At 68.5% G+C, this 24,407-nt stretch carries 23 protein-coding genes; 14 read left to right on the top strand and 9 right to left on the bottom strand.

The window, feature by feature from the left end:
- The first annotated feature begins 126 nt into the window (after window positions 1-126).
- Window positions 127-1,071, top strand: coding sequence for a prolyl aminopeptidase (gene pip, locus ACZ6SF_RS02950; RefSeq protein ID WP_466060230.1), 945 nt, complete (start codon window positions 127-129; stop codon window positions 1,069-1,071).
- A 389-nt stretch (window positions 1,072-1,460) separates the two neighbouring features.
- On the opposite strand, the gene ACZ6SF_RS02945 is transcribed toward pip, so the two are convergent.
- Both ACZ6SF_RS02945 and ACZ6SF_RS02940 read right to left on the bottom strand, forming a co-directional pair.
- Window positions 1,461-2,681 carry an MFS transporter gene (locus ACZ6SF_RS02945; RefSeq protein ID WP_466060228.1) on the bottom strand — a complete coding sequence of 407 codons (1,221 nt, stop codon included), beginning with the start codon at window positions 2,679-2,681 and terminating at the stop codon, window positions 1,461-1,463.
- Between the two features lie 21 nt (window positions 2,682-2,702).
- On the bottom strand, window positions 2,703-3,767 hold the full coding sequence (locus ACZ6SF_RS02940; RefSeq protein ID WP_466060226.1) for an ABC transporter substrate-binding protein: 1,065 nt from the start codon (window positions 3,765-3,767) through the stop codon (window positions 2,703-2,705).
- A gap of 162 nt (window positions 3,768-3,929) precedes the next feature.
- Here ACZ6SF_RS02940 and ACZ6SF_RS02935 point away from each other — a divergent pair, with 162 nt between their 5' ends.
- Together ACZ6SF_RS02935 and ACZ6SF_RS02930 are read left to right on the top strand one after the other, a co-directional pair.
- A complete protein-coding gene (locus ACZ6SF_RS02935; protein ID WP_466060224.1) occupies window positions 3,930-5,516 on the top strand; it encodes an FAD-dependent oxidoreductase in 1,587 nt (528 codons plus the stop codon).
- Window positions 5,513-5,857, top strand: a complete 345-nt coding sequence (locus ACZ6SF_RS02930) for a 4Fe-4S dicluster domain-containing protein (RefSeq protein ID WP_466060222.1) — start codon at window positions 5,513-5,515, stop codon at window positions 5,855-5,857. Before ACZ6SF_RS02935 ends, ACZ6SF_RS02930 begins: the two co-directional genes overlap by 4 nt.
- A gap of 39 nt (window positions 5,858-5,896) precedes the next feature.
- Here the strand turns inward: ACZ6SF_RS02930 and ACZ6SF_RS02925 are convergent, their stop codons facing one another.
- Complete coding sequence (locus ACZ6SF_RS02925; RefSeq protein ID WP_466060220.1) at window positions 5,897-6,451, bottom strand: TetR/AcrR family transcriptional regulator; 555 nt, start codon at window positions 6,449-6,451, stop codon at window positions 5,897-5,899.
- A gap of 88 nt (window positions 6,452-6,539) precedes the next feature.
- Window positions 6,540-7,133 carry a hypothetical protein gene (locus ACZ6SF_RS02920; protein ID WP_466060218.1) on the bottom strand — a complete coding sequence of 198 codons (594 nt, stop codon included), beginning with the start codon at window positions 7,131-7,133 and terminating at the stop codon, window positions 6,540-6,542.
- 134 nt (window positions 7,134-7,267) lie between these two features.
- On the opposite strand from ACZ6SF_RS02920, the gene ACZ6SF_RS02915 reads away from it, so the two are divergent.
- Window positions 7,268-8,083 carry an SDR family NAD(P)-dependent oxidoreductase gene (locus ACZ6SF_RS02915; RefSeq protein ID WP_466060216.1) on the top strand — a complete coding sequence of 272 codons (816 nt, stop codon included), beginning with the start codon at window positions 7,268-7,270 and terminating at the stop codon, window positions 8,081-8,083.
- A 10-nt stretch (window positions 8,084-8,093) separates the two neighbouring features.
- Here ACZ6SF_RS02915 and ACZ6SF_RS02910 read toward each other — a convergent pair whose 3' ends face one another.
- Entirely contained in the window at window positions 8,094-8,486 is a 393-nt protein-coding gene (locus ACZ6SF_RS02910) for a PPOX class F420-dependent oxidoreductase (RefSeq protein ID WP_466060214.1), read from the bottom strand.
- A 118-nt stretch (window positions 8,487-8,604) separates the two neighbouring features.
- Between ACZ6SF_RS02910 and ACZ6SF_RS02905 the strand changes: the two genes are divergently transcribed.
- The 4 genes from ACZ6SF_RS02905 to ACZ6SF_RS02890 all read left to right on the top strand — a co-directional run bounded on the left by ACZ6SF_RS02905 (window position 8,605) and on the right by ACZ6SF_RS02890 (window position 12,428).
- Window positions 8,605-8,922, top strand: coding sequence for a hypothetical protein (locus tag ACZ6SF_RS02905; protein ID WP_466060212.1), 318 nt, complete (start codon window positions 8,605-8,607; stop codon window positions 8,920-8,922).
- Window positions 8,915-11,344 (top strand): TPR repeat domain-containing protein, encoded by a 2,430-nt coding sequence (locus ACZ6SF_RS02900; protein ID WP_466060210.1) that lies wholly within the window; start codon window positions 8,915-8,917, stop codon window positions 11,342-11,344. The genes ACZ6SF_RS02905 and ACZ6SF_RS02900 overlap by 8 nt, the downstream gene beginning before the upstream one ends.
- A gap of 1 nt (window position 11,345) precedes the next feature.
- The gene (locus ACZ6SF_RS02895; protein WP_466060208.1) at window positions 11,346-11,966 is read left to right on the top strand and encodes a DUF3558 family protein; all 621 of its coding nucleotides are present in this window, start codon (window positions 11,346-11,348) and stop codon (window positions 11,964-11,966) included.
- Between the two features lie 99 nt (window positions 11,967-12,065).
- Complete coding sequence (locus tag ACZ6SF_RS02890; protein ID WP_466060206.1) at window positions 12,066-12,428, top strand: hypothetical protein; 363 nt, start codon at window positions 12,066-12,068, stop codon at window positions 12,426-12,428.
- Window positions 12,429-12,477: 49 nt separating this feature from the next.
- Here the strand turns inward: ACZ6SF_RS02890 and ACZ6SF_RS02885 are convergent, their stop codons facing one another.
- Window positions 12,478-13,935, bottom strand: a complete 1,458-nt coding sequence (locus ACZ6SF_RS02885; RefSeq protein WP_466060204.1) for an MFS transporter — start codon at window positions 13,933-13,935, stop codon at window positions 12,478-12,480.
- A 112-nt stretch (window positions 13,936-14,047) separates the two neighbouring features.
- On the opposite strand from ACZ6SF_RS02885, the gene ACZ6SF_RS02880 reads away from it, so the two are divergent.
- From ACZ6SF_RS02880 to ACZ6SF_RS02870, 3 genes are all read left to right on the top strand, one after another.
- Window positions 14,048-14,725, top strand: a complete 678-nt coding sequence (locus ACZ6SF_RS02880; RefSeq protein ID WP_466060202.1) for a TetR/AcrR family transcriptional regulator — start codon at window positions 14,048-14,050, stop codon at window positions 14,723-14,725.
- A 29-nt stretch (window positions 14,726-14,754) separates the two neighbouring features.
- Complete coding sequence (locus ACZ6SF_RS02875; protein ID WP_466060200.1) at window positions 14,755-15,507, top strand: nucleotidyltransferase domain-containing protein; 753 nt, start codon at window positions 14,755-14,757, stop codon at window positions 15,505-15,507.
- A gap of 247 nt (window positions 15,508-15,754) precedes the next feature.
- Window positions 15,755-16,249 carry a hypothetical protein gene (locus ACZ6SF_RS02870; RefSeq protein ID WP_466060198.1) on the top strand — a complete coding sequence of 165 codons (495 nt, stop codon included), beginning with the start codon at window positions 15,755-15,757 and terminating at the stop codon, window positions 16,247-16,249.
- 43 nt (window positions 16,250-16,292) lie between these two features.
- Here the strand turns inward: ACZ6SF_RS02870 and cobN are convergent, their stop codons facing one another.
- On the bottom strand, window positions 16,293-19,925 hold the full coding sequence (gene cobN, locus ACZ6SF_RS02865; RefSeq protein ID WP_466060196.1) for a cobaltochelatase subunit CobN: 3,633 nt from the start codon (window positions 19,923-19,925) through the stop codon (window positions 16,293-16,295).
- A 183-nt stretch (window positions 19,926-20,108) separates the two neighbouring features.
- Window positions 20,109-20,426, bottom strand: a complete 318-nt coding sequence (locus ACZ6SF_RS02860; RefSeq protein ID WP_466060194.1) for a hypothetical protein — start codon at window positions 20,424-20,426, stop codon at window positions 20,109-20,111.
- A gap of 130 nt (window positions 20,427-20,556) precedes the next feature.
- On the opposite strand from ACZ6SF_RS02860, the gene cobG reads away from it, so the two are divergent.
- On the top strand, window positions 20,557-21,744 hold the full coding sequence (cobG, locus tag ACZ6SF_RS02855) for a precorrin-3B synthase (RefSeq protein WP_466060192.1): 1,188 nt from the start codon (window positions 20,557-20,559) through the stop codon (window positions 21,742-21,744).
- On the opposite strand, the gene ACZ6SF_RS02850 is transcribed toward cobG, so the two are convergent.
- Window positions 21,745-22,593 (bottom strand): oxygenase MpaB family protein, encoded by an 849-nt coding sequence (locus tag ACZ6SF_RS02850; protein WP_466060190.1) that lies wholly within the window; start codon window positions 22,591-22,593, stop codon window positions 21,745-21,747. It lies immediately after the preceding gene.
- Between the two features lie 235 nt (window positions 22,594-22,828).
- Here ACZ6SF_RS02850 and ACZ6SF_RS02845 point away from each other — a divergent pair, with 235 nt between their 5' ends.
- Both ACZ6SF_RS02845 and ACZ6SF_RS02840 read left to right on the top strand, forming a co-directional pair.
- Window positions 22,829-23,956 carry an NDMA-dependent alcohol dehydrogenase gene (locus tag ACZ6SF_RS02845; protein ID WP_466060188.1) on the top strand — a complete coding sequence of 376 codons (1,128 nt, stop codon included), beginning with the start codon at window positions 22,829-22,831 and terminating at the stop codon, window positions 23,954-23,956.
- 218 nt (window positions 23,957-24,174) lie between these two features.
- Window positions 24,175-24,345, top strand: coding sequence for a hypothetical protein (locus tag ACZ6SF_RS02840; RefSeq protein WP_466060187.1), 171 nt, complete (start codon window positions 24,175-24,177; stop codon window positions 24,343-24,345).
- The last annotated feature ends 62 nt before the right edge of the window (window positions 24,346-24,407 follow it).

Here is a 24,407-nt window from a genome sequence, read left to right as displayed (position 1 = left end):
CCGGCAAACCTATCGGCCCCGCTCGAGAAAACCTTTCGGGAACCTTGCGGAGCGGTTCCGCCGATGACCACACCGCGCCGCCCGCACGGTCGTCGAAGCCGCGGGCCTTCGCTAACCTCGGCAAGCGTGCCCACACCCTTTCCCCCGATCGAGCCGTACGTCGACGGGCTGCTCGAGGTCGGCGACGAGAATCAGGTGTACTGGTGCACCAGCGGAAACCCCGCCGGACGTCCGGCGCTGGTGGTACACGGTGGGCCGGGCAGCGGCAGCAGTCCGGGGCCGCGGAAGTCGTTCGATCCGGATGTCTTCCGGATCGTGCAGTTCGATCAGCGCGGATGTGGGCGGAGCCTGCCGAGCGCGGCCGACCCGGACACCGATATGACGGTGAACACCACCGAACACCTGATCGCCGATATGGAGCGACTGCGGACCCATCTCGGCATCGACGACTGGCTGCTGTTCGGCGGATCCTGGGGGTCGACGCTCATCCTCGCCTACGCCGAGCGGTACCCCGAGCGGGTCACCGGAATCGTGCTGGTCGGGGTCACCAGCACTCGCCGCCGCGAGATCGACTGGCTGTACCGGGACGTCGGACGGTTGCTGCCCGCCGAGTGGGAACGCTTCCGGGCCGCGCTGCCCGGCGACGGCGATCTGGTGGAGGGCTACCGCCGACTGCTGGAACACCCGGATCCGGTGGTCCGGCGCAACGCCGCCACCGAGTGGTGCCGCTGGGAGGACGCGGTGATCGCGCACGAATCCCTGGGCAGACCGGGCCAATACAGCTCGGGCCCGGATACCGCGACGCTCGCCTTCGGCCGGATCTGCACGCACTATTTCGCGCACGCGGCATGGCTCGACGAAGGTGTCCTGCTGCGCGAAGCCGGACGCCTGATCGGAATCCCCGGAGAACTGATCCACGGCCGCCTCGACCTGAGTTGCCCGCTCGAAACCGCGTGGGAACTCGCGAAGGCCTGGCCGGACGCCCGCCTGCGCATCATCGACGACTCCGGTCACACCGGCAGCCCCGCCATGGGCGAGGCCGTCCTCCACGCCATCGCCCGATTCGCGTAAAGAGTGGGCCGATGTCGTTGTGCGGGTGCACCACCGAGGGAATGAGCGAGCCCGACGGCGGGCATGGTTCGCTCTCGGGCTCCCCCCCGGAGGAACCGGCGTCTCCGAGGGCAGAAGCCGTAGCGGACATCGCACCGGCGGACCGAATACAACAGCCGGCAGAAGATCGGGCACACCGGCCACGCCCTCGAAATGGAGCAGCGGTAACCATGGATCCAGAGAACACACCGGCACAACGCCGCGGAACACCGAATTCCCGGCGGATCGCAACGATCGATACCGACGCCTACGCGGACAGAATCCGAGTATCTCGTCATCGCACCGCCAGAGCTGGATGAACTGGCACAGCGAGTCGGAGCGGGTATGGCCGCCCTGGCTCGGCCCAACCGCTAGGCGGTTGTGGTGGGCGCCGGGACCGGGGCGACGGTACGGCGGTCCGCCACCGGAGCGAATCGGGGAATGTATCGGTACATCACCACCGCCCCCGTCACCGACACCACCCCCAGCCCGGCGACCGCCGCCCCCAGCGCCACCACCGTCGCGGCCGCGCCCGCGGACAACGGGCCCAGGAACATCCCGAAGTCGTGGGTGAGCCGCCAGGCGGCCAGGAATTCGGCACGGGTGGCGGCCGGGGCCACATCGGCGCCCAGGGTCATGATGACGCCGTTGCCGAACCCGTTGCCGATGCCCATGATCACGGCCACCGCCCCGATCGTCCACACATCGTGGGAGAACGGCAGCAGAAAATACGAGAGCGCGATGATCAGCAGCGACGGTACCGCGATGAAGCGGCGGCCGTAGCGGTCCATGAGCTGCCCGGCCGGATACGAGCACAGCAGGTCGAAGGCGGCGCCGATGCCGAACACCAGTGAGGCCGAAGCGGCGTCGAGGCCGATATGGTCGGCCCACAGCGGTAGTGCGGCCTCTCGTGACGCGCGCGCCGCGCCCATCAGCATCGAACCGGCGCCCAGCGTGGCGAGCAGCCCGCGATGGCGGCGCAGGATCGTCGTCAGCGAAACGCCACCCGCGGGTGCGTCGTGGGCCCGCGGCGGGTCCGGTACCCGCGACATGAGGTACCCGGACACCACCACACCCACCAGCTGCACCGCGAAACCGCCGCGGGTGCCGATGCCCAGGATCACCAGCGCGCCCACGAACGGGCCGACCAGGAAACCGAGCCGCCACATCAGCGCGAAGGTCGCCATGGCGCGGGCGCGCATCTCGACCGGCACCACTTCGGCCAGATAACTCTGCCGCGCCAGCCCCCACACCGCGTTCGAGACGCCGGTCAGCAGGGCGCCGAGCGCGAGCGCGGCCGGTGTCCAGGCCAGCAGCGAAAGCGAGACGCCGACAGCGCCGATCGCCGATCCGGCGATGATCGAACGACGTTCACCGAAGCGGGCCACCACCCGCCCGGCCGGGAGATCGCCCAGTACGGCGCCGAGCCCGACCAGTGCCACGATCAGCCCGGCCGTACCCACCGAGGCGCCCAGGTCGCGCGCGGTCAGCGCGATCACCGGGGAGCCGGCGCCCTGCCCGATACCGAATACGGCCGAGGGCAGGAAGACGGTGGGCAGCAGTGGGCGCAGTGTTGTCCAGGGAGAGGTCATGTGTTCGTGAGATCCGGCCGGTCAGCGCTGCGCGATCGCCTGCCCGTCCGGACCGGCGTTCTCGGGATAGGTGCCGTTGGCGTACGGGTTGTAGTCGTTGGTGTAGACGTCGGCGGCGGTCAGCTTGCCCGGTTCCAGTTCACCGTTGCGTACCAGCCAGTCGATCCACAGCTGGATCTCCTGATCACGCACCACCCCACCGGGTCCGGCGACACCGGTGCTCTTCCAGTAGTCCGCCTTGTCGGCGGTCTCCCCGCTGCGGGCGCGGCGGGTGATGATGTCCTCGAGCCTCGCGATCACCTGGTCGCGCGGGGTGGTCTGGGCCCAGCGGATCGCGCGCGCGGTGCCCTGGGTGAGATCGGCGACGGCGTCTTTGTTCCGGGCCAGGAAATCGTCGCGGACGATATAGGTGCCGTAGCTGAAGGCGCCGAACAGCGCGCCGTCGGTGAACAACGGCCGGATACCGCCCCGGGCCACCGCCTGGTCCCGCCAGATGTCGAAGAGCGCGACGGCGTCGATATTGCCCTGGCGCAGGGCCTGTTCGGCGTTCACCGGGGGCACCACGGTCAGTTCGACCTTGGCGATCTCGTCATTGGAGAGCCCCTGCTGGGCGAGCCATTCCCGGACCACGAACTCGTGGTGGGCGCCGAGGGTGTTCACCCCGAATTTCTTGCCGATCAGATCGCGGGCGCCGCGGATCGGGCTGTTCTCCGGTACGTAGTAGCCGGTGAAGTTCTCGTCGTCGGACCCGTAATAGCTGATCACCGAGGTGACAGGCGCCCCGGCCGCCGCGAGTTTCACCACCGCGCCGTTGAACGCGCCGCCGATATCGGTGGCGCCGGTGGCCGCGGATTGGATGTCCTGCGGGCCGCTGGTGGTGTTGCCCACCCATTCCAGCGAGACCTTGTCCAGATAGCCAAGGTCGGCGGCCAGTTCGGGGTAGGTGACCTGGCTGGCCCAGCCCTGGTACCGGATGACGGTCCTGCCGTCCGGAGTCGTCTGCGAGTGCGACGACGTGCCGCATGCCGAGACGAGAGAGACTGCCGCGAGCAATGCGAAGAGCAGGGCCGGCACACGATTACGCATGGCGTGATGATGGTGCCGGGGCCCGGGTCGCGGGAGGTTTGCGCTACCCCCGATTCCAATCGTTGTCCGGCATCCGCCGTCGTTGCAGCCTGGCGTTCGGCACGGTGGTCCGCATCTCGGCACAGATGCGATGCGGCCGCCGCTCACGGAGCGAGGGTTGAGATGACCGACGTATTGGATGTGACCACCGATGTTCTGGTGGTCGGCGGCGGCCCCGCCGCGACGTGGGCCGCTCTGCGTGCCGCCCGCCTCGGCGCCGATGTGGTGCTGGCCGACAAGGGCTACTGCGGGACCAGCGGTGCGACCGCGTCGGCGGGTACCGGGGTGTGGTACGTCCCGCCGGACCCGCTCGAGCGGGAGGCGGCGATCGCGAGCCGGGAGAGCCTCGGCGGCTATCTCGCCGACCGCCGCTGGGCGGCCCGGGTGCTCGACGAGACCTACGACCGGTTGAACGAACTCGCCGAGGTCGCCAGGTTCCCCTTCCCCGTGGGCCCGGACGGCAAGCAGCTGCGCAACGGGTTGCAGGGTCCGGAGTACATGCGGCGGATGCGGATCCTGGTGCGCCGGGCGGGCGTGCGCATCCTCGACCACAGCCCGGTGACCGAACTGCTGGTGGACGCCGACGGAGCGGTCGCGGGCGCGGCGGGTCACCGGCGGCAGGCCGGGCAGGACTACCGGGTGCGCGCCGGGGCGGTGGTCCTGGCGACCGGCGGCTGCGCGTTCCAGTCCAAGGCGCTGGGGTGTGATGTGAACACCGGTGACGGCGCCCTGTTCGCGGTGGAGGCCGGTGCGGAACTGTCCGGTATGGAGTTCTCCAACGCCTATGGCATCGCCCCCGAGGGGACCTCGGTGACCAAAACCGCGTTCTACCAGTTCGCCACCTTCTACCGCGCCGACGGCAGTGTCCTCGAGGGCGCCAGCGGCCGGCAGCGGTCACCCATCGCCGCGGAATTGTTGCGCGACAGAGTGTTCTGCCGTCTCGACCGGGCCGACGAGCCTGCCCGCGCCGCGATGCGCAGAGCCCAGCCGAATTTCTTCCTCACCTTCGACCGCCTCGGTATCGACCCCTTCGCCGACAAATTCGCCGTCACCCTGATCGCCGAGGGCACCGTGCGCGGCACCGGCGGTATCCGGATCACCGGCGACGACTGCGCCACCACGGTCCCCGGGCTGTACGCGGCCGGGGATGCCGCCACCCGCGAACTCATCTGCGGTGGTTTCACCGGCGGCGGCAGCCATAATGCCGCCTGGGCGATCTCGTCCGGGAACTGGGCCGGCGGCGGCGCCGCGCGGTTCGCCCTGTCCCAGGGCCCCTGGGCAGCGGTCCGGACGGCGACGGCCCTCGGCGATGCGGGCGCCCGGCCCGGGATCTCCGCCACCGCCGACGCCCGCGAGGTGGTGGCCGCCGTACAGGCCGAAGTGCTGCCCTACGACAAGAACTACCTGCGCCGCGGCAGTGTGCTCACCGAATCGCTGGTCACGCTGGACGGAATCTGGTCCGGTGTCCGCGAATCCCTCGGCGGCGACGGCGCCGAACGGGTCCGCACCCGCCAGGCCGCGGCCATGGCGGCCCACGCCCGCTGGATGTACCGGACGGCGCTGGCCCGCACCGAGACCCGCGGTATGGCCAAACGCCTGGATTTCCCCGACCAGGACCCGGGCCAGCACTACCGGCTGATCACTTCCGGGCTGGACCGGATCGGCGTCCGCCCCGAACACGCGGCGGTGCCGGCGGGGGTGGCGTCGTGATCGAACTCGTCTCGGCGCAGCGCTGCATCGCCTGCGATAAATGCGTCGCTGTCTGCCCGACCAACGTTTTCGACCGCGGCGCCGACGGTATCCCCGTCATCGCCCGGCACAGCGACTGCCAGACCTGCTTCCAATGCGAGGCCAACTGCCCCGCCGACGCGCTCTTCGTCTCTCCCAGGACATCTCCCGACCCCGAATCCGCCGACCAGCAGCGACTCATCCGCGACAACCTGCTCGGCAGCTACCGGGCCCGGATCGGCTGGGGCAAGGGCCGCAAACCCGGCACCCTGGACGCCGTCGGCCCCGCCCTCCAGCCGAACGGGTCGCCGCTCACCAGCTGAGGCACGGCGTGCCGTCGTCGGCCGGTACCGTCTCGGCTCTCACACCGCCGCCAGACCACGGAGCACGAGTTCCGCCTGATGGTCCAGCACCTCCGGATCGGCGGCCAGCTGGGCTATGCGGATCAGGCCGAGCAGTTGGTAGGCGATATCGCGCGCGGTCACATCGGGCGCCAGGGTGTGGTCGGTGCGGGAGCGGCGGACGGCCTCGCCCCCGATCTCGGTCAGGTGCGCGAGGCAGCGGGCCAGATCGGCGTCCGCGGGTGGCCCGGCGGCGAGGACATCGGTCATCGCCTGGTTTCCGGTGAGCCGGGACAGGGTGGTGGTGAAGAACTCGCGCAGACCGTCGATCGCCGGCATTCCCTCGGGTAGACCCGCGCCGGCCAGGTCCGAGAGATCGGTTCCCGTGACGGCCCGCACCAGTTCGTCGCGCGTGGGGAAATGCCGGTAGAGGGTACCGATCCCGACACCGGCCGCCGCGGCGACGGCACGCATATCCACCGAGATCCCGGTCCCCCGGAACGCCTCACGCGCGGCCACCAGGATCCGCTCTCTGTTCACCACCGCGTCCCGGCGCGGTTTCCGGTCCTCTGCCACCACCCCACCCTAGCGATTCGGAACCCGAGTTCCGCTTCTTCACGCGCGGACGGGCACGACCGGGCCACCGACGACACCCCCGGACGGTTCAGAACTTTCCCGTGTGATGGTCGATGCGATGACCGAGCCGGGCACCGAACTCGGCGACGAATGTCTCACGCAGCGGTGGCCAGCCCCAGAAGTCGAATGCCAGGGCACCGAGGGCGAATCCGGCCGGCCATCGCCAGTCGGTGACCGATCCCTCCTGCCCACAGGAGCGGCAGACCGCGGCGCCCGCGCCGGTTCGCACCCAGGCGTCGATACCCTCCTCGAAAGGCGCCCAGACCGCGGGATCGGGTTCCCACTGCTGCGGATAGTCGATGATCACGGTCGTCGCCGCGCAGTGCGGGCACACCGCCGATTCCGGCTCGACCTCCCCCTGCCCTCCGTAGTGCGCTCCGCGCCCGAGGATCACGGCGACCGGACCCGGGATCCAGTCGTCACCCCAGCCCTGGGTGACACCCCGCCACTCCGGCCCCGCCACATGACCCTCGTCGGCCCGGAGGCTGTACACGCCGTCACCGGACATCTCCGGCGTGAGCAACTGCCGCGTGATCATCCAGTCCCGCATCCGGGCCGCCAGCGCCGGAGCCTCCTCGGCGGTCACCTCGAGATCCACGATCCGTTCGAAGTAGTCACCCATACCGTGCGGTTCACCTTTCAGACGTCGATTCCGACACTGTGCCAGAACACTCCGACCGGCGGCGAATATAACGGAACATCGGTTCCGTTTTACTGTACGCTGATACGGAACACATGTTCCGGAAAGGTGTGGATATGCGAACAGTCGTCATCACCGGCGGCACCGACGGTATGGGCGCTGCCCTGGCACGGCACTATCTCGACGTGGGCGAGCGGGTGGTCGTGATCGGGCGCAGCCGGGCGAAATTCGACGCCTTACGCGCCTCGGCGGCCCCCGGAGCCGCCGCTCGGGCCGAGTTCCTCGCGGCCGATCTCTCTTCCCTGGCGGAGAACCGGCGCGTCATCGAACAGCTGCGGGCAGGGCACGAGCGGATCGACGCACTGATCCTCGCGGCCTCGTTCATCCGGCAGCGCCGCCACGTGACCGCCGAAGGGCACGAGGCGTCCTGGGTGCTCTTCTTCGTATCGAAGTACCTCTTCGTCACCGGCCTCGCCGACCTGCTGCGCGCCGCCGAACACCCCGTCGTCGTCAACACCGCCGTCCCCGGAGCGCGCGCCGGCGCCATCGACTTCGACGACCTGGAGCTGGACCGCGGATTCAGTTTCGCCCGGTCCAACGCGCAACAGCGGCGGGCCAACGAACTGCTGGGGCTGCTCGCCGTCACCGGCAACCCGGATCTGGCGTATGTGACGTGGGGCCCCGCCCGGCTCGTACGGTCGAGTTTCGCGGGCGAGGTCGGACCCGCCATGAAGTTGAGCGCCACCGTATTCGGCCGTCTCGCGGGACAACGTCCCGAGGCTGCGGTGACGCCGATCATCGCCCTGATCGACGACCCCGTTCCCGGCCGCACCGCCTACCGCGGCGCGAAACGGCGGCCGCTGGTCACCGGTCCCGACGATCACGCCGAGAGCACCCGCCTGGCGGCGGCGGTGGAGACCGGCTCGGCCTGACCCCCGGCGCTCAGCCCGGAGTGCCGGGCCGCTCGGTGATCGCGATCCCCACCGACCCGTTCGCACCGCGGAACAGTTTGTGCCCGCGGATGGCGATCGTGCCGATGATGCCGTACTTGCGGCCCACGACCTGCCGGGTGCGTTCGGTTCCGGCGGAATCCAGGACCTCGGCGGCGCCGGTGAGGATCTCCGCGCCCTCCGGACGCCCCCGGCTGTCCGAGATCTGCAACGTCACCTCCGGATTCCGGCGGATCCGTTTCACCTTCCAGGAGGTCGGATTGGTCCACACCAGCAGCCGGTCACCGTCCGGCGCCGCCCACACAGGCGTGCCGACGGGCGAACCGTCCTTTTTGTACGTGGTCAGCAGAACGTACTTGGCCTGCACCAACTGGTCCCAGCTCATCGCTCTACGGTAGGCGCACGAACGGCATCCGTCACGGAACGCGCCTGGGCCCGGCACCGTCTTCCGCCGTTCGCTAAGCTCGGCGCGTAAACCACAAAATGGACATATGGGGGGTGTCGTGCTTCAGGCAGACATAGATCAGATCCGGGCGCTGACCGGCAAGTTGCGGGGCGTGGCGGACAATGTCGACCGGATAGACGTCCGGACGAAGGCCGCAGAACTACCCGCCGCCCTGCCCGATTCGCCGAACCAGGTCGTATCCGGGATCCCCCAGGCGCTGGAGCAGGCGGCGGAGTTCGTCGAGGGCGCCTATCTGCGGGCGGCGGAACGGTATCGGCAGGTCGCCACCGTCTGCGATCAGTGCACCGAACGGATGGAAACCACCGACGGCCAGTTCTCCGAACGGCTCGACGCGATGGATGTGCACCGTGCTTAAACGTTCTACCGTCGCGAACTGGAACTTCGATACCGTTCGCGGCTGGGTGCAGACCCTGGTCGATTCCCGCACCCTGCTGATGACCGAAGCCGACAGCACCCTCAAACATTTCTCCGACCTGGGGACCACCTGGTCCGGGCTGGCCTACAACGCCGCCCTCGATCGGGTCGTCCAGGATCACGACCAGGTCCGCAAACTCTCGCTCGAGATCGACGAACTGGTCGATGTGGCCAACGCGGAGATCGGGAACGTCGAATCGTATCTGCGGGTCGTACAGGGCAAGGTCGCCGACGCCGTCGGGCTGGGGATGACCGTCGACGATGCCTGGAAGGTGATGGACTACGAGAACGTCGACGCCGACACCAGGAAAGCGCATCAGGATCTGATCAATACCGCGTTCTGGGCGTTCGAGAACGCGGTGAGCCAGGCGGCGAAGAACATCTCCGAACAGGCGGTCGAGATCCGTTCCGCCGGTGACCTCCTCGGCTCCGGTCTCGACGTCGCCGACGCCGACACCCAGGCCGCCCGCTTCGGTAAGGACGACGGCACCGCGCTGGCCGAAGCCGTGAAGGCCGGCGACCAGGCCGCGATCGACCAGATCCTGGCCCAGATGCCGCAACCCGTACTCACCCAGTTCGAACTCGACGCCCTCGCGCGCGGCGAGGAGGTGAGCACCATGCCCGCCGGTACTCAGGACTACTACAGGGCATTCTTCAACGAGGCCGGCAAAGACGGCATCCTCGGCCTCAACGAGCACCTGCTCACCAAGGAAAAGGCGGGCGACCTCACCGCCGCGAGCCAGCGCGACGGACTGGCCAACGCGCTGCTGGCCACGACCAACGAGAAGGTCGGCACCAATACCGGCAGCAAGGGCGCCTACCAGAACCTCCCGCCCGATGTTCAGCAACTTCTCGCCATGCGTCCCGGCGAGAACAATATGGACGGCCCCCTCGAAGTCGGTGAGCACTATCGGGAGGTCAGCGCCCTCGGCGAACTGCTCGGACAATCGAGTCCCGGTATGGAACCCGGCCACCAGATGGGCGTGGAAATGGGTCGCCAAGCCCAGGATATGGCCGCCTACATCGACAATGTCGACTCCAATATGGGCGGCACCATGCCACCCGGTTTCATGGACGGCGACAAGGAAGCCATGGAGAACGGCGCCCAATCGCTGCTCGGCGTCGCCACCCGCAACGAGGACACCAGCTACTCCCTGCTCACCGGCAACGATATGCCCCCGGCCACCGATCCCGGCAACGGGGAGAAACCCCAGCCCTTCGACCCGGAGGAGTTCCGCAAGGAGGTCTTCGGGCACGAATGGAACGACGACGGCGACGCCGCGTCGAACCTGCTGGGGTGGATCGCGGAGGATACGGACAAGGAAGGACCCGAAGGGGAGCGGGCCCGAGAAACGTTGGTCGAGTTGCCCAACTATTTCGCGCCCGAGAGCAACCCGAACGACGACTCGGCGCTCGGCACGCGTCCGCTCAAAGACGGTGTCTACGAGGACTACCTGAAGGCGTTCAATGCCAATCCGGAACTCTCGTCGACCATGGCTCATATCATGGGCACGAATATCGAATCGCACATCAACCCGAACACTCAGGAAACCGGTCTCAGCCCGCGCGGCATTCCCGAGATGACGGTCACCGACTCGAACCGCCTGCTGGCTCTCGCCAGTCAATCGGAGGAGGGTCGGTTCATCCTCGAAACAAGCAGGCAGGACTACCAGAACCAGATGCTGAGTCAGGCACTGACGGAAAATCCGCAGAACCCGAAGGCCTGGCTCGATGAAAATGGGGAACACCTGGCGAACCTCGACAGTCGTTACACGGTCGCCATCACCAATGCTCTTACCGCAGCGGATGAGGCCACCGCCGGGGACCAGAACGCAGCACAGCAGGCTGCGTGGCAGAATCGACAGCAGGTCGCCGAAGTTGTCAAATCGCTGACGTTGGACAACCTCGAAGTACCAGGAAAATCACCCGTGGGTCTGGTAGCCAACGAAGTTGTCGGTGTACTGAAGGACCAGGGGTACGAAGCCGCGATGGCGAAATGGAACCCGGAACCTCCACCTGTCGGAGTCGCTTATCCGACTCAAGCAGATATCCAGGCGACAGCACAAAGAGAACTCGAGCAGCAACTTTTCCAGGTTCTCCACGAACAGGGAAAGTTGCCCGAATACGGGACAGCTCCGGATGGCACCCGGATACCGTTCATCGGATCCGACGGCCAGCCTGTGAATGTTTCAACTCTGACAGATTCTCAAGCAAATAGAGCGGTAAACGCCTACTTTGCGGATTTGGGACTCCAAGACTTCGTAACCCAGTACTCAGTCCAATACGGCGGTGTCCTCACTACTGGATTGGCGCTTGAACCGGGCGATACGGAGCAGCAAGTCACCGGGAAGGCTACCGGCTGATATGCACGAAAGCGCTCTCCCCGGTCCTCCGGCACTCGGATCAACCGACCGATCAGGTATCCGACGGGCGATCGTCACGTCGATCTTCCTGCTGATCGTCCTGACGGGCTGCGGTACCGAAGCCGAACCCACCACATCCACCACACCCACGACAAGCACCGAGCGAACCCTCCCCACAGGCTTCGACCCCTGTACGGATCTATCCGACGAGTTCATCGGACGGCACGGCTTCGTCCTGGATTCGAAGTTGGGTCCGGAGTACACCTCGGCGGCAAACCCTCCGGATACCGTGGGGTGTCTCTACACGATCCCCAACCGGCTGTCGCTGCGAATCCTGTTGTCGATTCAAGTAATCGGGCAGGATCCGCCGTGGAGACGGGCCGAGTTCACTCAGCTGCAACTCGGCGGAAGAAACGCCGCTATCACCCAACCGGAAGACGCTGGTCAGGAAGTGCCCCTTCGGATCACACAATGCGTGATGCAACTGCAGATGGGTGATGGATCGCTGAATTTGTACCTCGACGGTCAGGCACCTGAGTTCTGGCAGCGAGAAGGTGAGCCGTGTTCGGTGCTGAAAGAACTGGCGACAGAAATCGCCGCCATGCTCCCGCCTGTGAGCTGAGCCGGCGGCCCCGTTCTCAGTTTCGATTCTCCACAGCCGAGCCCACCGTAACGTCCCGGGACCGGCGACCGACGATCACCATGACACGGGAGGAGCTACATGAAGACAACGGTCGTTTCCGCCGCACGCATCGCGGCCGCCGGGATCACCGGCCTGGCCTTCGCCGCGGTGATCGGTTCCGGCACCGCCCAGGCGGCACCGCAGGACTGCGTGGTCCAGCGGGACTTCTTCGGCGCGTCGGCGACGTGCCAACCGGACGGCGGGAGCAACTACGTCCTGCACGTCGATTGTGTGGGCCTCTATGCCAGTGGCCCGTTCCCGCTCTACGCGATCGGGCCGTACTACGCGCTCAGCTATCCGTTCACACCGACCGGACAGCGGATCTCGACGGGCTGCACGGGTATGGGTCCCGGTGTCGTCGCCGTGGCCACAAACGCGTATGTCGAGATCTACCGCGGCTGAGCTCTTCTCTCGCACAGCTCTTTCCGGGTGCCGGCACCGCGGGCCTGTACTACGCCTGGACGGGCACCGGTGGCGCGGAATCCGCCGGCGCCCGGCGAGGGCGGACCAGGAACAGGCCGGCCAGGGTCGCCGCCGCGCAGAAGGCGGCGCTCACCCAGGCTCCCCGCGAGATCGCTTCGGCGAAGGCCGCCCGGGCCTGCTCGGTGTAACCGAGTTCGAAGGCGGCGCCGATGGATTCCCGGGCGGCCGAGGGGGCGTCGAGCGGCATCTCCGCGGTGAACACCGAGGCCAGCACGCTGCCCAGGATCGCGATACTCAATGCCACCCCCACCTGCTGCAGGGTGTCGTTCAGCGCGGCGCCGACGCCCGCGAAACTCAGTGGAACGGCGTTCATCACGGCCGCGTAGGCGGCAGGGCCGGCCAGTCCGCCACCGACCCCCATCACCAGCATGCCGATCAGCACCCAGAGGTAGCCGCTCCCCACGGCGAGGACCGAGAACGCCACCGCCATGACCGAGAGCCCGGCCACCATCAGGGTCCGGTTGGTCAGATCCCGGCCCAGGGTCGCGCCGAGTCCGTTGCACACCGCGCCCGCCACCGCGTAGGGCAGCAGTGCGAGACCGGCTTTCATGGGCCCGAAGCCGAGCACGAACTGCAGGTACTGGGTGAGCATCAAGGTCACCGCACCCATTCCGAACACCATCAGCAGCACGGTGACGCAGGTTCCGGTGAAATCACGGTTCGCGAACAGGGTCAGCGGCAGCATCGGTTGGGTGTGCCGCCGCTCCCACAGCACGAACGCGGCCGCCGTCGCGACGGCGGCGCCGGTGATGACGGGGTTCCATTCCCGTTCGATGATCACGTACACCGCCGACCCGAGCGCCGCGACCGACAGCACCACACCGACGAGATCGATACGACGCTGCTCGCCGGTGGTTTCCGGCATCAGGACCAGCGCGGCCACGATCGCCAGCACCACCACCGGCAGGTTGAGCAGGAATACCGATCCCCACCAGAAATGCTCCAGCAGCAGCCCACCCAGGACCGGCCCGGCGACGATGCCCAGGATCGACACGGTGGACCACGCGGCCAGCGCGAGGCGGCGCTCGCTCTCGTCGAAGGTGATCATCAGAATCGACAGGGTCGACGGCATCAGCAACGCGCCACCGACACCCATGACGATGCGCGAGGCGATGAGCTGCCAGGGTTCGGCGGCCAGCACGGCGGCCGAGGAACCGCAGCCGAGCACGATCAGACCGAGTATCAGCATGCGGCGCCGCCCGAACCGGTCGGAGAGGCTGCCCGCGGTGAGCAGCAGACCGGCGAACACCAGCACATAGGAGTCCAGGATCCACTGGACATCCGAAGGGGTGGCGTCGAGTTCGCGGACCAGCGACGGGATGGCGATGGTCAGTACGGTGCTGTCGATCATCAGCACCAGCAACGCCAGGAACAACGCGCCGAGAATCAGCCACCGGCGCGGGTCTCGTACAGTGTTCGAGGTCACTCGAACACTGTACGACCGAATCGAACGATGTGCGAGGGTGCGTTAGGATCGACGGGTGAACCAGTTCAGCTCCGTATGGACCCGCGCACCCCGTCGGCCCAGAACCACGGGCTTGAGCCGGGACCAGATCGTCCGGGCCGCGGTGACGCTGCTGGACAAGGAAGGTCTCGACGCGCTGAGTATGCGCAAACTCGGCGCGGAACTCGGCGCGGGCGCCACCAGCCTCTACTGGCATGTGGCGAACAAGAACGAGCTGCTCGAGCTCGCGCTGGACGAGATCTGGGGACTGGTGAGCGAAACCGGGCCCGATCCGCACGCGGGGCTACGGGAGCTGCTCACCACCTACGCCCATAATCTCCGCGGCGTGCTGCTGGCCCACCCCTGGTCGGCGACCCTCATCGGACAGGTCCCCAGCATCGGGCCACAGGCCTTCCGCATCGGTGATCGGTTGCGGCAGGCGTTCGCGGCGGCGGGATTCCAGGGTCCGGATATCTACCTGGCGAGCGGAACCGTCACGAGTTATGTTGTGGGCCAGGTCGTTCCGGTGATCGCGATGGAGCACGCCCACGGCGGTCCCGTGGACCGCGAATCGGCGATGCGGCTGCTGGAACAGGTGAGCGAGGACTATCCCGAGATGCGCGCCGACTACCGCATCCTCGTACCCGAGGGCGCCACGGTGGGTAATACGCTGGGTTTCGATTTCGGGCTGGTGTGTGTGCTGGACGGATTGGACGCGCGGCTACGCGCCGCGGCCGGCGCGGGACGCGCGGCCCCGTCCGGTCGTCGATGAGTCGCGCGGGCGCGTAGCGAGAGGCAGTGGTGACCGACGAGGAGTTCCCGGACCATATCGCCGACCGGCTGGCCGGACTGCCCGGAGTGCGCGCGGTGACCCTCGGCGGCTCCCGCGCCCAGGGCACTCACCGCCCGGACAGCGACTGGGATTTCGCGCTCTACTATCGCGACCGGTTCGACCCGGCCGATCTGCGCGCTCTCGGCTGGCCCGGTGAGGTCTCCGAACTCGGCGCGTGGGGCGGGGTGTTCAACGGCGGGGCATGGCTGACGGTGGCCGGCCGCCCGGTCGACGTGCACTTCCGCGATCTCGCGGTGATCGAACACGAGATCGCCGAGGCCGAGGCCGGACGGTTCCGGTGGGAGCCGCTGGCCTTCCATCTCGCCGGTATTCCGAGCTATCTGGTGGTGGGTGAGATCGCCACCGCCCGGGTGCTGCGCGGAACCCTGCCCGACCCCGCGTTCCCCGAGGCCATGCGCGCCGCCGCTCCCCCGGTTTGGCGACGGCAGGCGGCGCTGTCGCTGCGGTACGCGCGTTCGGCGTATGCCGCGCGCGGCAGGGTCGCCGAAACGGCCGGGCTCCTGGCGACGGCGGCCATGCAGACCGCGCACGCGATCCTGGCGGCGCGCGGCGAATGGGTCACCAACGAGAAACGCCTCCTGGAGCGAACCGGGTTACGCGGGATGGACGCGATCGTGGCCGGTTTGTCGGCGGATCCGGAGGTGCTCACCGCGCAGGTCGAGGCCGCTCGGGCCCTGTTCGAGGCGGCGGATTCCGGGTAGTGCGGGCCGGGGCCGGGGCCGGTTACGGTACGGTCACGACAAGATCGAACATCACATGTTCGGCAAGAAGGATCTCGCGACTGTGGAGTTCCGGCATATCGGCCCTAGAGTCGCGGAGGGCCGGTGGCGTAGCGCGACACGCGAACGTGACCGGCCGACCGGACGGGTGTCACCGCGGACGCCGAATCGACTCGACCGGCCGGGCGCGCGAGCACCCGGCGGGCGACGACTCTCGAAGGAATCTCGGATGAAGAAAAGCGTTGTTGCCGCCGCGGCAGTGATTCTGCCGATCGTCCTCGCCTCCCCGGCGCTCGCGGAGCCCACACCCGTCGCGCCGGTCCCGCCGGCCGCGGCGGTGGACGAGGCCGTGGCCTCCGGGCCCCTCGGCAGCACCTTCGACGTCCGCACGGGCGGGGATATGGCGGTGACCGTGCAGCCCTCCGACGCCGCGGTGGCTCCGCGCGCCGACGGGCAGTCGGTGCTGGTCTACCAGGTGGCCGCCGAGCAGACGGCGGGTCAGCCGTTCTTTCTGCCGACGCTGGATATGCGCATGGTGATGCAGGACGGTGCGAAGGTGTACCCGCTGACCGGGGTGCCCGGTGAGTATCCGTCCGGATTCATCGCGCCGGGACAGCCGCGTAGCGGACTGGTGGCGTTCGGGGTGGATCCGGGACAGGTGCCGAAGGAGGTCGTGTTCGCGACGGCGAACGATGTCGTGCAGGGAGCCTGGCGGGTCGGCTAGCGACCGGACGGGGCCGGGAGCGCGACGCACCGGCCCCCGCCGCTCATTCCAGTTCGCCCTCGGTTTCCAGGTAGATCTGCCGCAGCCGGTCCAGGGTTTCGGTGTCCGGCTCCGCCCACAGTTTGCGTTCGGCGGCCTCGAGCAGGCGTTCGGCGATACCGTGCAGCGCCCACGGGTTGGACTGTTCCATGAACTTGCGGTTCGTCTCGTCGAAGACGTAGCTCTCGGCGAGTTTCTCATACATCCAATCCGCGACCACATCGGTGGTGGCGTCGTAGCCGAACAGATAGTCCACCGTGGCCGCCATCTCGAAGGCGCCCTTGTAGCCGTGGCGGCGCATGGCCTCCAGCCAGCGCGGGTTCACCACCCGGGCCCGGAAGACGCGGGTGGTCTCCTCGGAGAGGGTGCGGGTGCGCACCGAATCCGGGCGGGTGCTGTCGCCGATATAGGCCTCGGGGTTCTTACCGGTGAGCGCGCGAACCGTGGCGACCATCCCGCCGTGGTACTGGAAGTAGTCGTCGGAATCGGCGATATCGTGCTCGCGGGTGTCGGTGTTCTTGGCCGCCACCGCGATCCGCCGGTAGGCGGTGCGCATATCGTCGGCGGCCGGGGCGCCGTCGAGGTCACGGCCGTAGGCGTAACCGCCCCAGGTGGTGTACACCTCGGCGAGATCGTCGTCGGTACGCCAGCTCTTGGAGTCGATCAGCTGCAACAGGCCGGCGCCGTAGGTGCCGGGTTTGGAGCCGAAGATCCGGGTGGTGGCGCGGCGTTCGTCGCCGTGCGCGGCGAGATCGGCGGCGGTGTGGGCGCGGACGTAGTTCTGGTCGGCCGGTTCGTCGAGCGCGGCGACCAGGCGGACCGCGTCGTCGAGCAGGGCCAGCACATGGGGGAAGGCGTCCCGGAAGAAACCGCTGATACGGACGGTGACGTCGATACGGGGGCGGCCCAGTTCGGCGAGCTCGACGACCTCGAGCGTGGTGACGCGGCGGCTGGCCTCGTCCCATACCGGCCGTACCCCGAGCAGCGCCAGCACCTCGGCGATATCGTCGCCGGAGGTGCGCATCGCGGACGTCCCCCAGACGGACAGGCCCACGGAGCGCGGGTATTCGCCGTGATCGGCCAGATAGCGTTCCAGCAGCGAATCCGCCATGGCCCGGCCGGTTTCCCAGGCCAGTCGCGACGGCACCGCCTTCGGGTCCACCGAGTAGAAGTTGCGGCCGGTGGGCAGCACGTTGATCAGGCCGCGCAACGGGGAACCGCTGGGGCCGGCGGGAACGAACCCGCCGTTCAGGGCGTGCAGCACGCGCTGGATCTCGACGGAGGTGCCGCGCAGCCGCGGCACCACCTCGGTCGCGGCGAAACGCAGGATCGCGGTCACCGCGTCACGATCACCGCCGGCCGTGCCGAACAGTTCCGGCGCCGACCGCGCGACCAGCTCCGCCACGGCGTCCGCCGACCAGTCCGCGGCCTGCAGGCCCGCCAGCAGTTCGCGCGCCCGTGCCTCGATCGCGTCGACCCGTTCCCGGGCCTCTCCGCCGGCCTCACTGAGCCCGAGCGCCTCCCGCAGGCCGGGCACCGACATCTCGCCGCCCCACAACTGCCGGGCGCGCAGCATGGCCAGCACCAGATCGACTTCGCTCTCCCCCGCGGGCGCCTGCCCCAGAATGTGCAGGCCGTCGCGGATCTGCACATCCTTGATCTCGCACAGCCAGCCGTCGACGTGCAGGAGCATATCGTCGAAGGATTCCTCGTCCGGGCGTTCGGCCAGCCCGAGATCGTGATCCATTTTCGCGGCGCGCATGAGCGTCCAGATCTGCTGCCGGATGGCGGGCAGTTTGGCCGGGTCCAGCGCGGAGATATTGGCGTGTTCGTCCAGCAGCTGTTCGAGCCGGGAGATATCGCCGTAGCTCTCCGCGCGCGCCATCGGCGGGATCAGGTGATCGACCAGGGTGGCGTGCGCGCGACGTTTGGCCTGCGTGCCCTCGCCGGGGTCGTTGACCAGGAACGGATAGATCAGCGGCAGATCACCCAGCGCGGCATCGGTCCCGCAGGCGGCCGACATACCGAGCGTTTTCCCGGGCAGCCATTCCAGATTGCCGTGCTTACCGAGATGCACCACGGCGTCGGCGCCGAACCCCCCGGACCCGGTCTCGGCGGCGAGCCAGCGGTAGGCGGCGAGGTAGTGGTGACTGGGCGGCAGATCGGGGTCGTGGTAGATGGCGACCGGGTTCTCGCCGAAGCCCCGGGGCGGCTGCACCATCAGCACCACATTGCCGAAACGCAGTGCGGCGATCACGATCTCACCACCGGGATCGGCGGAGCGATCGACATACAGTTCGCCGGGCGGCGGACCCCACGCTTCGACCACGGCCTCCCGCAGTTCGGCGGGCAGGGTCTCGAACCAGGCGGTGTAGGTGGCCGCGCCGATGCGGATGGGGTTGCCCTCGAGCTGTTCGGCGCTCAGCCAGTCGGGATCCTGACCGCCGGCCGCGATGAGCGCGTGCATCAGCGCATCGCCGTCGCGCTCCTCCAGACCCGGGACCTCGCCGGCGGCGCCGAGGTCGTAGCCCGCGGAACGCAATTCGGTGAGCAGCGCGATCGCGCTGGCAGGGGTGTCGAGGCCGACGGCGTTGCCGATGCGGGCGTGTTTGGTCGGATAGGCCGACAGCATGACCGCCAGCCGCTTCTCGGCGGCCGGGATATGACGCAACCGCGCGTGCCGGACGGCGATCCCCGCGACCCGGGCCGCGCGTTCGGTGTCCGGAACGTAGGTGGACAGTCCGTCTTCGTCGAATTCCTTGAAGGAGAACGGCACCGTGATGATGCGGCCGTCGAATTCGGGCACCGCGACCTGGGTCGCCACATCCAGCGGCGACAGGCCGTCGTCGTTGTCCTCCCACTGGCGGCGGCCACCGGTCAGGCACAGCCCCTGGAGGATGGGCACGTCCAGGTCGGCCAGCGCGCCGATATCCCAGGCCTCGTCGTCGCCCCCGGCGGAGGCGGTGGCGGGTTTGGTGCCGCCCGCCGCGAGCACCGTCACCACCAGGGCGTCGGCTCCGCGCAGGGTGTCCAGCAGTTCGGGTTCGGCGGTGCGCAGCGAGGCGCAGTAGATCGGCAGCGGCCGGGCGCCCGCGTCCTCGAGCGCGGTGCACAGGGCGTCGACATAGCCGGTGTTCCCGGCCAGATGCTGGGCCCGGTAGTAGACGACGCCGACGGTCGGCACCCCCGGCACCGGCTCCGGGTACCGGGCCGTGCGCTCGAGCGTGCCCCAGGCGGGCAACTGCACCGGCGGTTCGAACCCGTGCCCGGTGAGCAGCACCGTATCGGACAGGAAATTGTGCAACTGGAGCAGATTCCGCGGGCCACCGGCCGCGAGATAGTTGTGCGCGTCCGCGGCGACGCCGACCGGCACGGTCGACTGCTCCATCAGCTCGGCGTCCGGCGCCATCTCCCCGCCGACGGCGATCACCGGCACACCGCTGCCCCGCAGTACCTCGAGGCCGTCCTCCCAGGCCCGTTTACCGCCGAGAATGCGCACGATCACCAGATCGGCGCCCTCGAGCAGCCCCGGCAGATCCGCCACCAGCAGCCGGGCCGGGTTACCCCACCGGTAGTCGGCGCCACTGGCGCGCGCGCTCAGCAGATCGGTATCGGAGGTGGACAGCAACAGAATCACAAGGGTGACCTTCCTGGGGTGGCGCGCCCGTCGGGGTTCGAGGTGCTCGCCGGAGAGGGTCTGGCTGTGTCAGTGGCGCGACCGCACCGGAATTCCACCGGTTTCCTCGTCACCCGCCGAGCGTTCGGATGCTACCGCGACGCCACCGCACCGCCGTGGCCCAGGTGGGCGGAACAACCGCGGCTACGCGGTGAAGAAGAGGACGTAGAGCACTGCTGTCGTGACGAGCAGGACCGGGGTGATGATCCGGAAGGCCCGGGACCGGAGATGCGGCGGGAAGGCGAAGGGTGCGCACAGGGTGACCACCGCCGCCGAGGGGACGGACATCAGGGTCCCCGCGATCAGCTGGTACCCGTGCGGATCGGTGGTGAAATCGTCGGAGAACCGGGAGCGGACCACGATGAAAACGCATCGTAACCAGAACACCGCCACGGCTGTCGCGACGACCGCGGCCGCCACGGCCACCGGCGCGCGAAACGCGCTGCCCGCCTCTTTTCGCACGATCACCCTCCCTCGGACATCACAGCACACATCGGGTCGGCCCGCAGGGTGCCCGGCGGCGGTGACCTGCCGCCGCGGCGCGGGCGGCGCCCGTGGGCGCGGATGCGGCGGCCCGTATCCTGATCAGGACATGTCACGTTCGAATGCCGATTCCTGTCCCGGTGTCCTGCGGCTGCACCAGGCCGCCGACGGACCGCTGGCGCGGATCCGGGTCCCCGGCGGGCAGCTCACTCCGGCGCAAGTGCAGACACTCGCGGAATCCGCGCACGACCTGGGCGACGGCCGGATCGAACTCACCTCCCGTGGCAATATTCAGTTGCGGCAGGTCCGCGACGCCGACGCTCTCGCCGAACGCCTGGACGCGGCCGGTCTGCTGCCCAGCCGGACCCACGAGCGGGTCCGCAACATCATCGCCTCGCCGCTGTCGGGCCGGGTGGGCCCCTACGCCGATATCCGGCCGCTGGTCCCCGAGCTGGATGCCCGGCTGCTGGATTCGCCCCGGCTGGCCGAACTCCCGGGCCGGGTGCTGTTCACCGTGGACGACGGACGCGGTGATGTGAGCGCGCTGCGCCCGGATATCGGCGTACACGCGCTCGGCGACGACCGGTTCGCCCTGCTGCTCGCCGGCACCGACAGCGGGATCCGGGTTTCCACCGCCGAAACAGTCGACGTCCTGATCGCGGCGGCACACGGTTTCCTGGACCTCGGCACCGACCGGTGGCGACTCCACGAGGTGGAGGACGGCGCCGCCCGGGTGGCCGCGGCGCTGGGACCGGTCCCCGGTCCCGACCGGCTGGAGTTCGCCGCCGCCGGGCCGCCGATCGGCTGGCTGCCCCAGGACGACGGTCTGGTCGCGCTCGGCGCCGGCGTACGGCTGGGGTCGCTGCCCGCCCGTACCGCGGAGTTCCTGGCCGCCGTGGAACGCCCGATCCTGCTCACCCCGTGGCGCGGCCTGGTGCTCACCGATCTCGAGGAATGGCCGGCCGAACAGGTCGTACGGGTGCTGGCGCCGATGGGCCTGATCTTCGACGCGGCCTCACCGTGGTTGCGCATCACCGCCTGCGCGGGCCTGCCGGGCTGCGCCAAATCGCATACCGATGTCCGCGCCGATGCCGCGGCCGCGGTCGAATCCGGTCGCACGGACGGCCGAGCCGCCGCCCCGGACGGCGCGGTCCCGGCGGAAGACGTGGTGACCGGCGGGCGTCAGCACTGGTCCGGTTGCGACCGCGGGTGCGGGCGGCCCACCGGGCCGGTCACCGACGTCACCGCGACCCCGGACGGCTACCGGGTGACCGCGCCGGATCAGTCCTTCCGGTGATCAGGCTTCTCGCACCCGCTTGATTCCCGCGTACGCGCGGGGGGCGTAGCGGAACCGTTCCGGCAGCAGCGGCCAGACTCCGCGCACCGTCGCCGCGAACACCCCGAACAGCTTCTGGTCCAGGGTGTTCCAGCGCAGATCGAGGATTTCCCGGGCGCGTTCGGGCATCAGCGCGTTGGCCAGCCAGACATTGAACGCCATCACCGGACGCCAGATCACCGACCACACCGGTTCGGGGATCCCGGGCAGGGCCGGGATGCGGACACTGCCGAGCCGCAGCGCGAAATCGGTGGTCGGGTTGGACTCCAGGACCTCGTCGATGGTGCGGTCCCAATACTGCTGGAACTCGGCGTAGTTCGAGACCAGAACCCGGTCGGAGAGCCCGTACATGCGCCACCAGGTGACGCCTTCGGCGATCAGCTGATCCTTCTCGGCCGCGGTGAGCGGGGTGCCGAAATGCTCGTTGATCGCGATGGTGAGTTCGACGAAGGTGGCGTGGGTCCACCAGTACACGTCCGGGTTCAGCGCGTGGTAGCGCTCGCCGCGCGAGTCGGTGCCCTTCAGCGGCCGGTGATAGTCGCGGACCCGGCCGGCCTGGGCTTCGGAGTCGGCGTCGTAGATCATGCCCTGGATCTGCGGGAGCGAGCGGATCAGGCGGTCCCAGGGGTCCTGGAAGAAATTCGAATGGTCCTGCAGCGCGGCACCGACGGCGGGGTGCATGTTCTGCAGGATCCCGGTGCGGCCGAGGAACAGCATGTTCCGGTAGTCACCGGCGTATTTCCAGGTGAGCGAACCGGGTCCGATGGGCGCGCCCACCGGGGCGGTCAGTTCTGCGTTCGGAACACCCATGATCCGACCTCCTCGTCTGCACGGGTTGAAAGCCTGAGACGAATAGTAGGTCACTGTCTCATTCACTCGCGCGTCAGGGGTGCCGACGACTCCCGGGCCGACTCCCTTCCATCGGCCGGACAGACTGCCGTATCCTCGTCCGGACGGATGTCCGAACAGCTGTATATCTCCGATCGGAAACCGCCGCCCGGCGGTGTCACGGGCGCGGGGAGCTCTGACGAAAGCGAGTACACCGATGAAGACCAAGGGCGCTCTCATCTGGGAATTCAACCAGCCGTGGCAGATCGAGGAGATCGAAATCGGCGACCCTCGTAAGCACGAGGTGAAGGTCCAGCTGGAGACGGCGGGCATGTGCCACTCCGACCACCATCTGGTGACCGGCGGTATTCCGATGATGGGCTTCCCGGTACTCGGCGGCCACGAGGGCGCCGGGATCATCACCGAAGTCGGCGAGGCCGTCGAGGATCTCGCGGTCGGCGATCACGTGGTGCTGTCGTTCATCCCGTCCTGCGGGAAATGTAAATCGTGCCAGGCGGGTCTGCGTAACCTCTGCGATCTCGGGGCGCTGCTGCTCGCGGGCACCTCGGTGACCGACGGCTCGTTCCGGATCACGGCCCGCGGCCAGGATGTCTACCCGATGGCCCTGCTGGGCACCTTCTCCCCGTACATGGTGGTGCACGAGAGTTCGGTGGTGAAGATCGATCCCTCGATCCCGTTCGAGGTGGCCTGCCTGGTGGGCTGCGGCGTCACCACCGGTTACGGTTCGGCCGTCCGCACCGCCGATATCCGGCCCGGTGAGGATGTGGCCGTGATCGGGATCGGCGGCCTGGGAATCGCCGCGATCCAGGGCGCGGTCCACGCCGGCGCCCGCTACATCTTCGCGGTCGACCCGGTGCCGTGGAAACAGGAGCAGGCGTTGAAGTTCGGCGCCACCCACGCCTACGCGACCATCGAGGAGGCCACGGCCGCCTGCGCGGAGATCACCTGGGGCGGTATGGCGAAGAAGGTGATCGTCACCGTGGGTGAGGTGAAGGGTTCGGAGGTGGACAGCTGGATGGGTATCACCGCGAAGGCCGGGACCTGCGTGCTCACCGCCATGGGCAATCTGGTCGACAACCAGACCACCCTGAACCTGTCGATGCTCTCCCTGCTGCAGAAGAACCTGCAGGGCACCATCTTCGGCGGCGGTAACCCGCACTACGACATTCCGCATCTGCTGTCGATGTACCAGGTGGGCAAGCTCAACCTCGACGATATGGTCACCCGGCAGTACCGGCTCGAGGACATCAACGATGGCTATCAGGACATGCTCGCCGGGCGCAATATCCGCGGCATCATCCGCTACACCGACGCCGACCGCTGACCGGCCGCGGTACGGGTTACCGAGGCCGACGCAGATCCGCCGAACGTCCGAGGGCCGGCCGGGCGACCGTCCGATACGACCGGCCCGACGACCGGGCGACAGACCGATACCGCCGCCTGCGACACCGCCGTAGCGTTATCCGCGGACGTCACAACGGACGAAACAGAACCGTTTCCGTCACCGTGGCCGCTCCGGCTGTATCGACAGAAAGGCATGTCATGCCCACTCACACCGTACCTACAGGCACCACCGCGGGAGCCGGCCTCGCCGAGCTCGCCGAGCGGTCGGGCGGGTCGTCGGCCGTGCCTGCCGCTCTGCGGGCGCATATCGGCTCCTCCGACGACCGCAAGCGCGGCAATTTCAGCTCCTTCATCGCGCCGGGCGTCTGACCCCTCATCGACTCGTCCCGGCGTCCGTCCCGGGCGCCGGGACTCCGGAATCGGGGAGGCGC

This window comes from Nocardia sp. NPDC049935, assembly GCF_055586645.1.
Note: the sequence above shows the minus strand (reverse complement) of the source record. Positions and strands in the feature narration are given on the sequence as shown.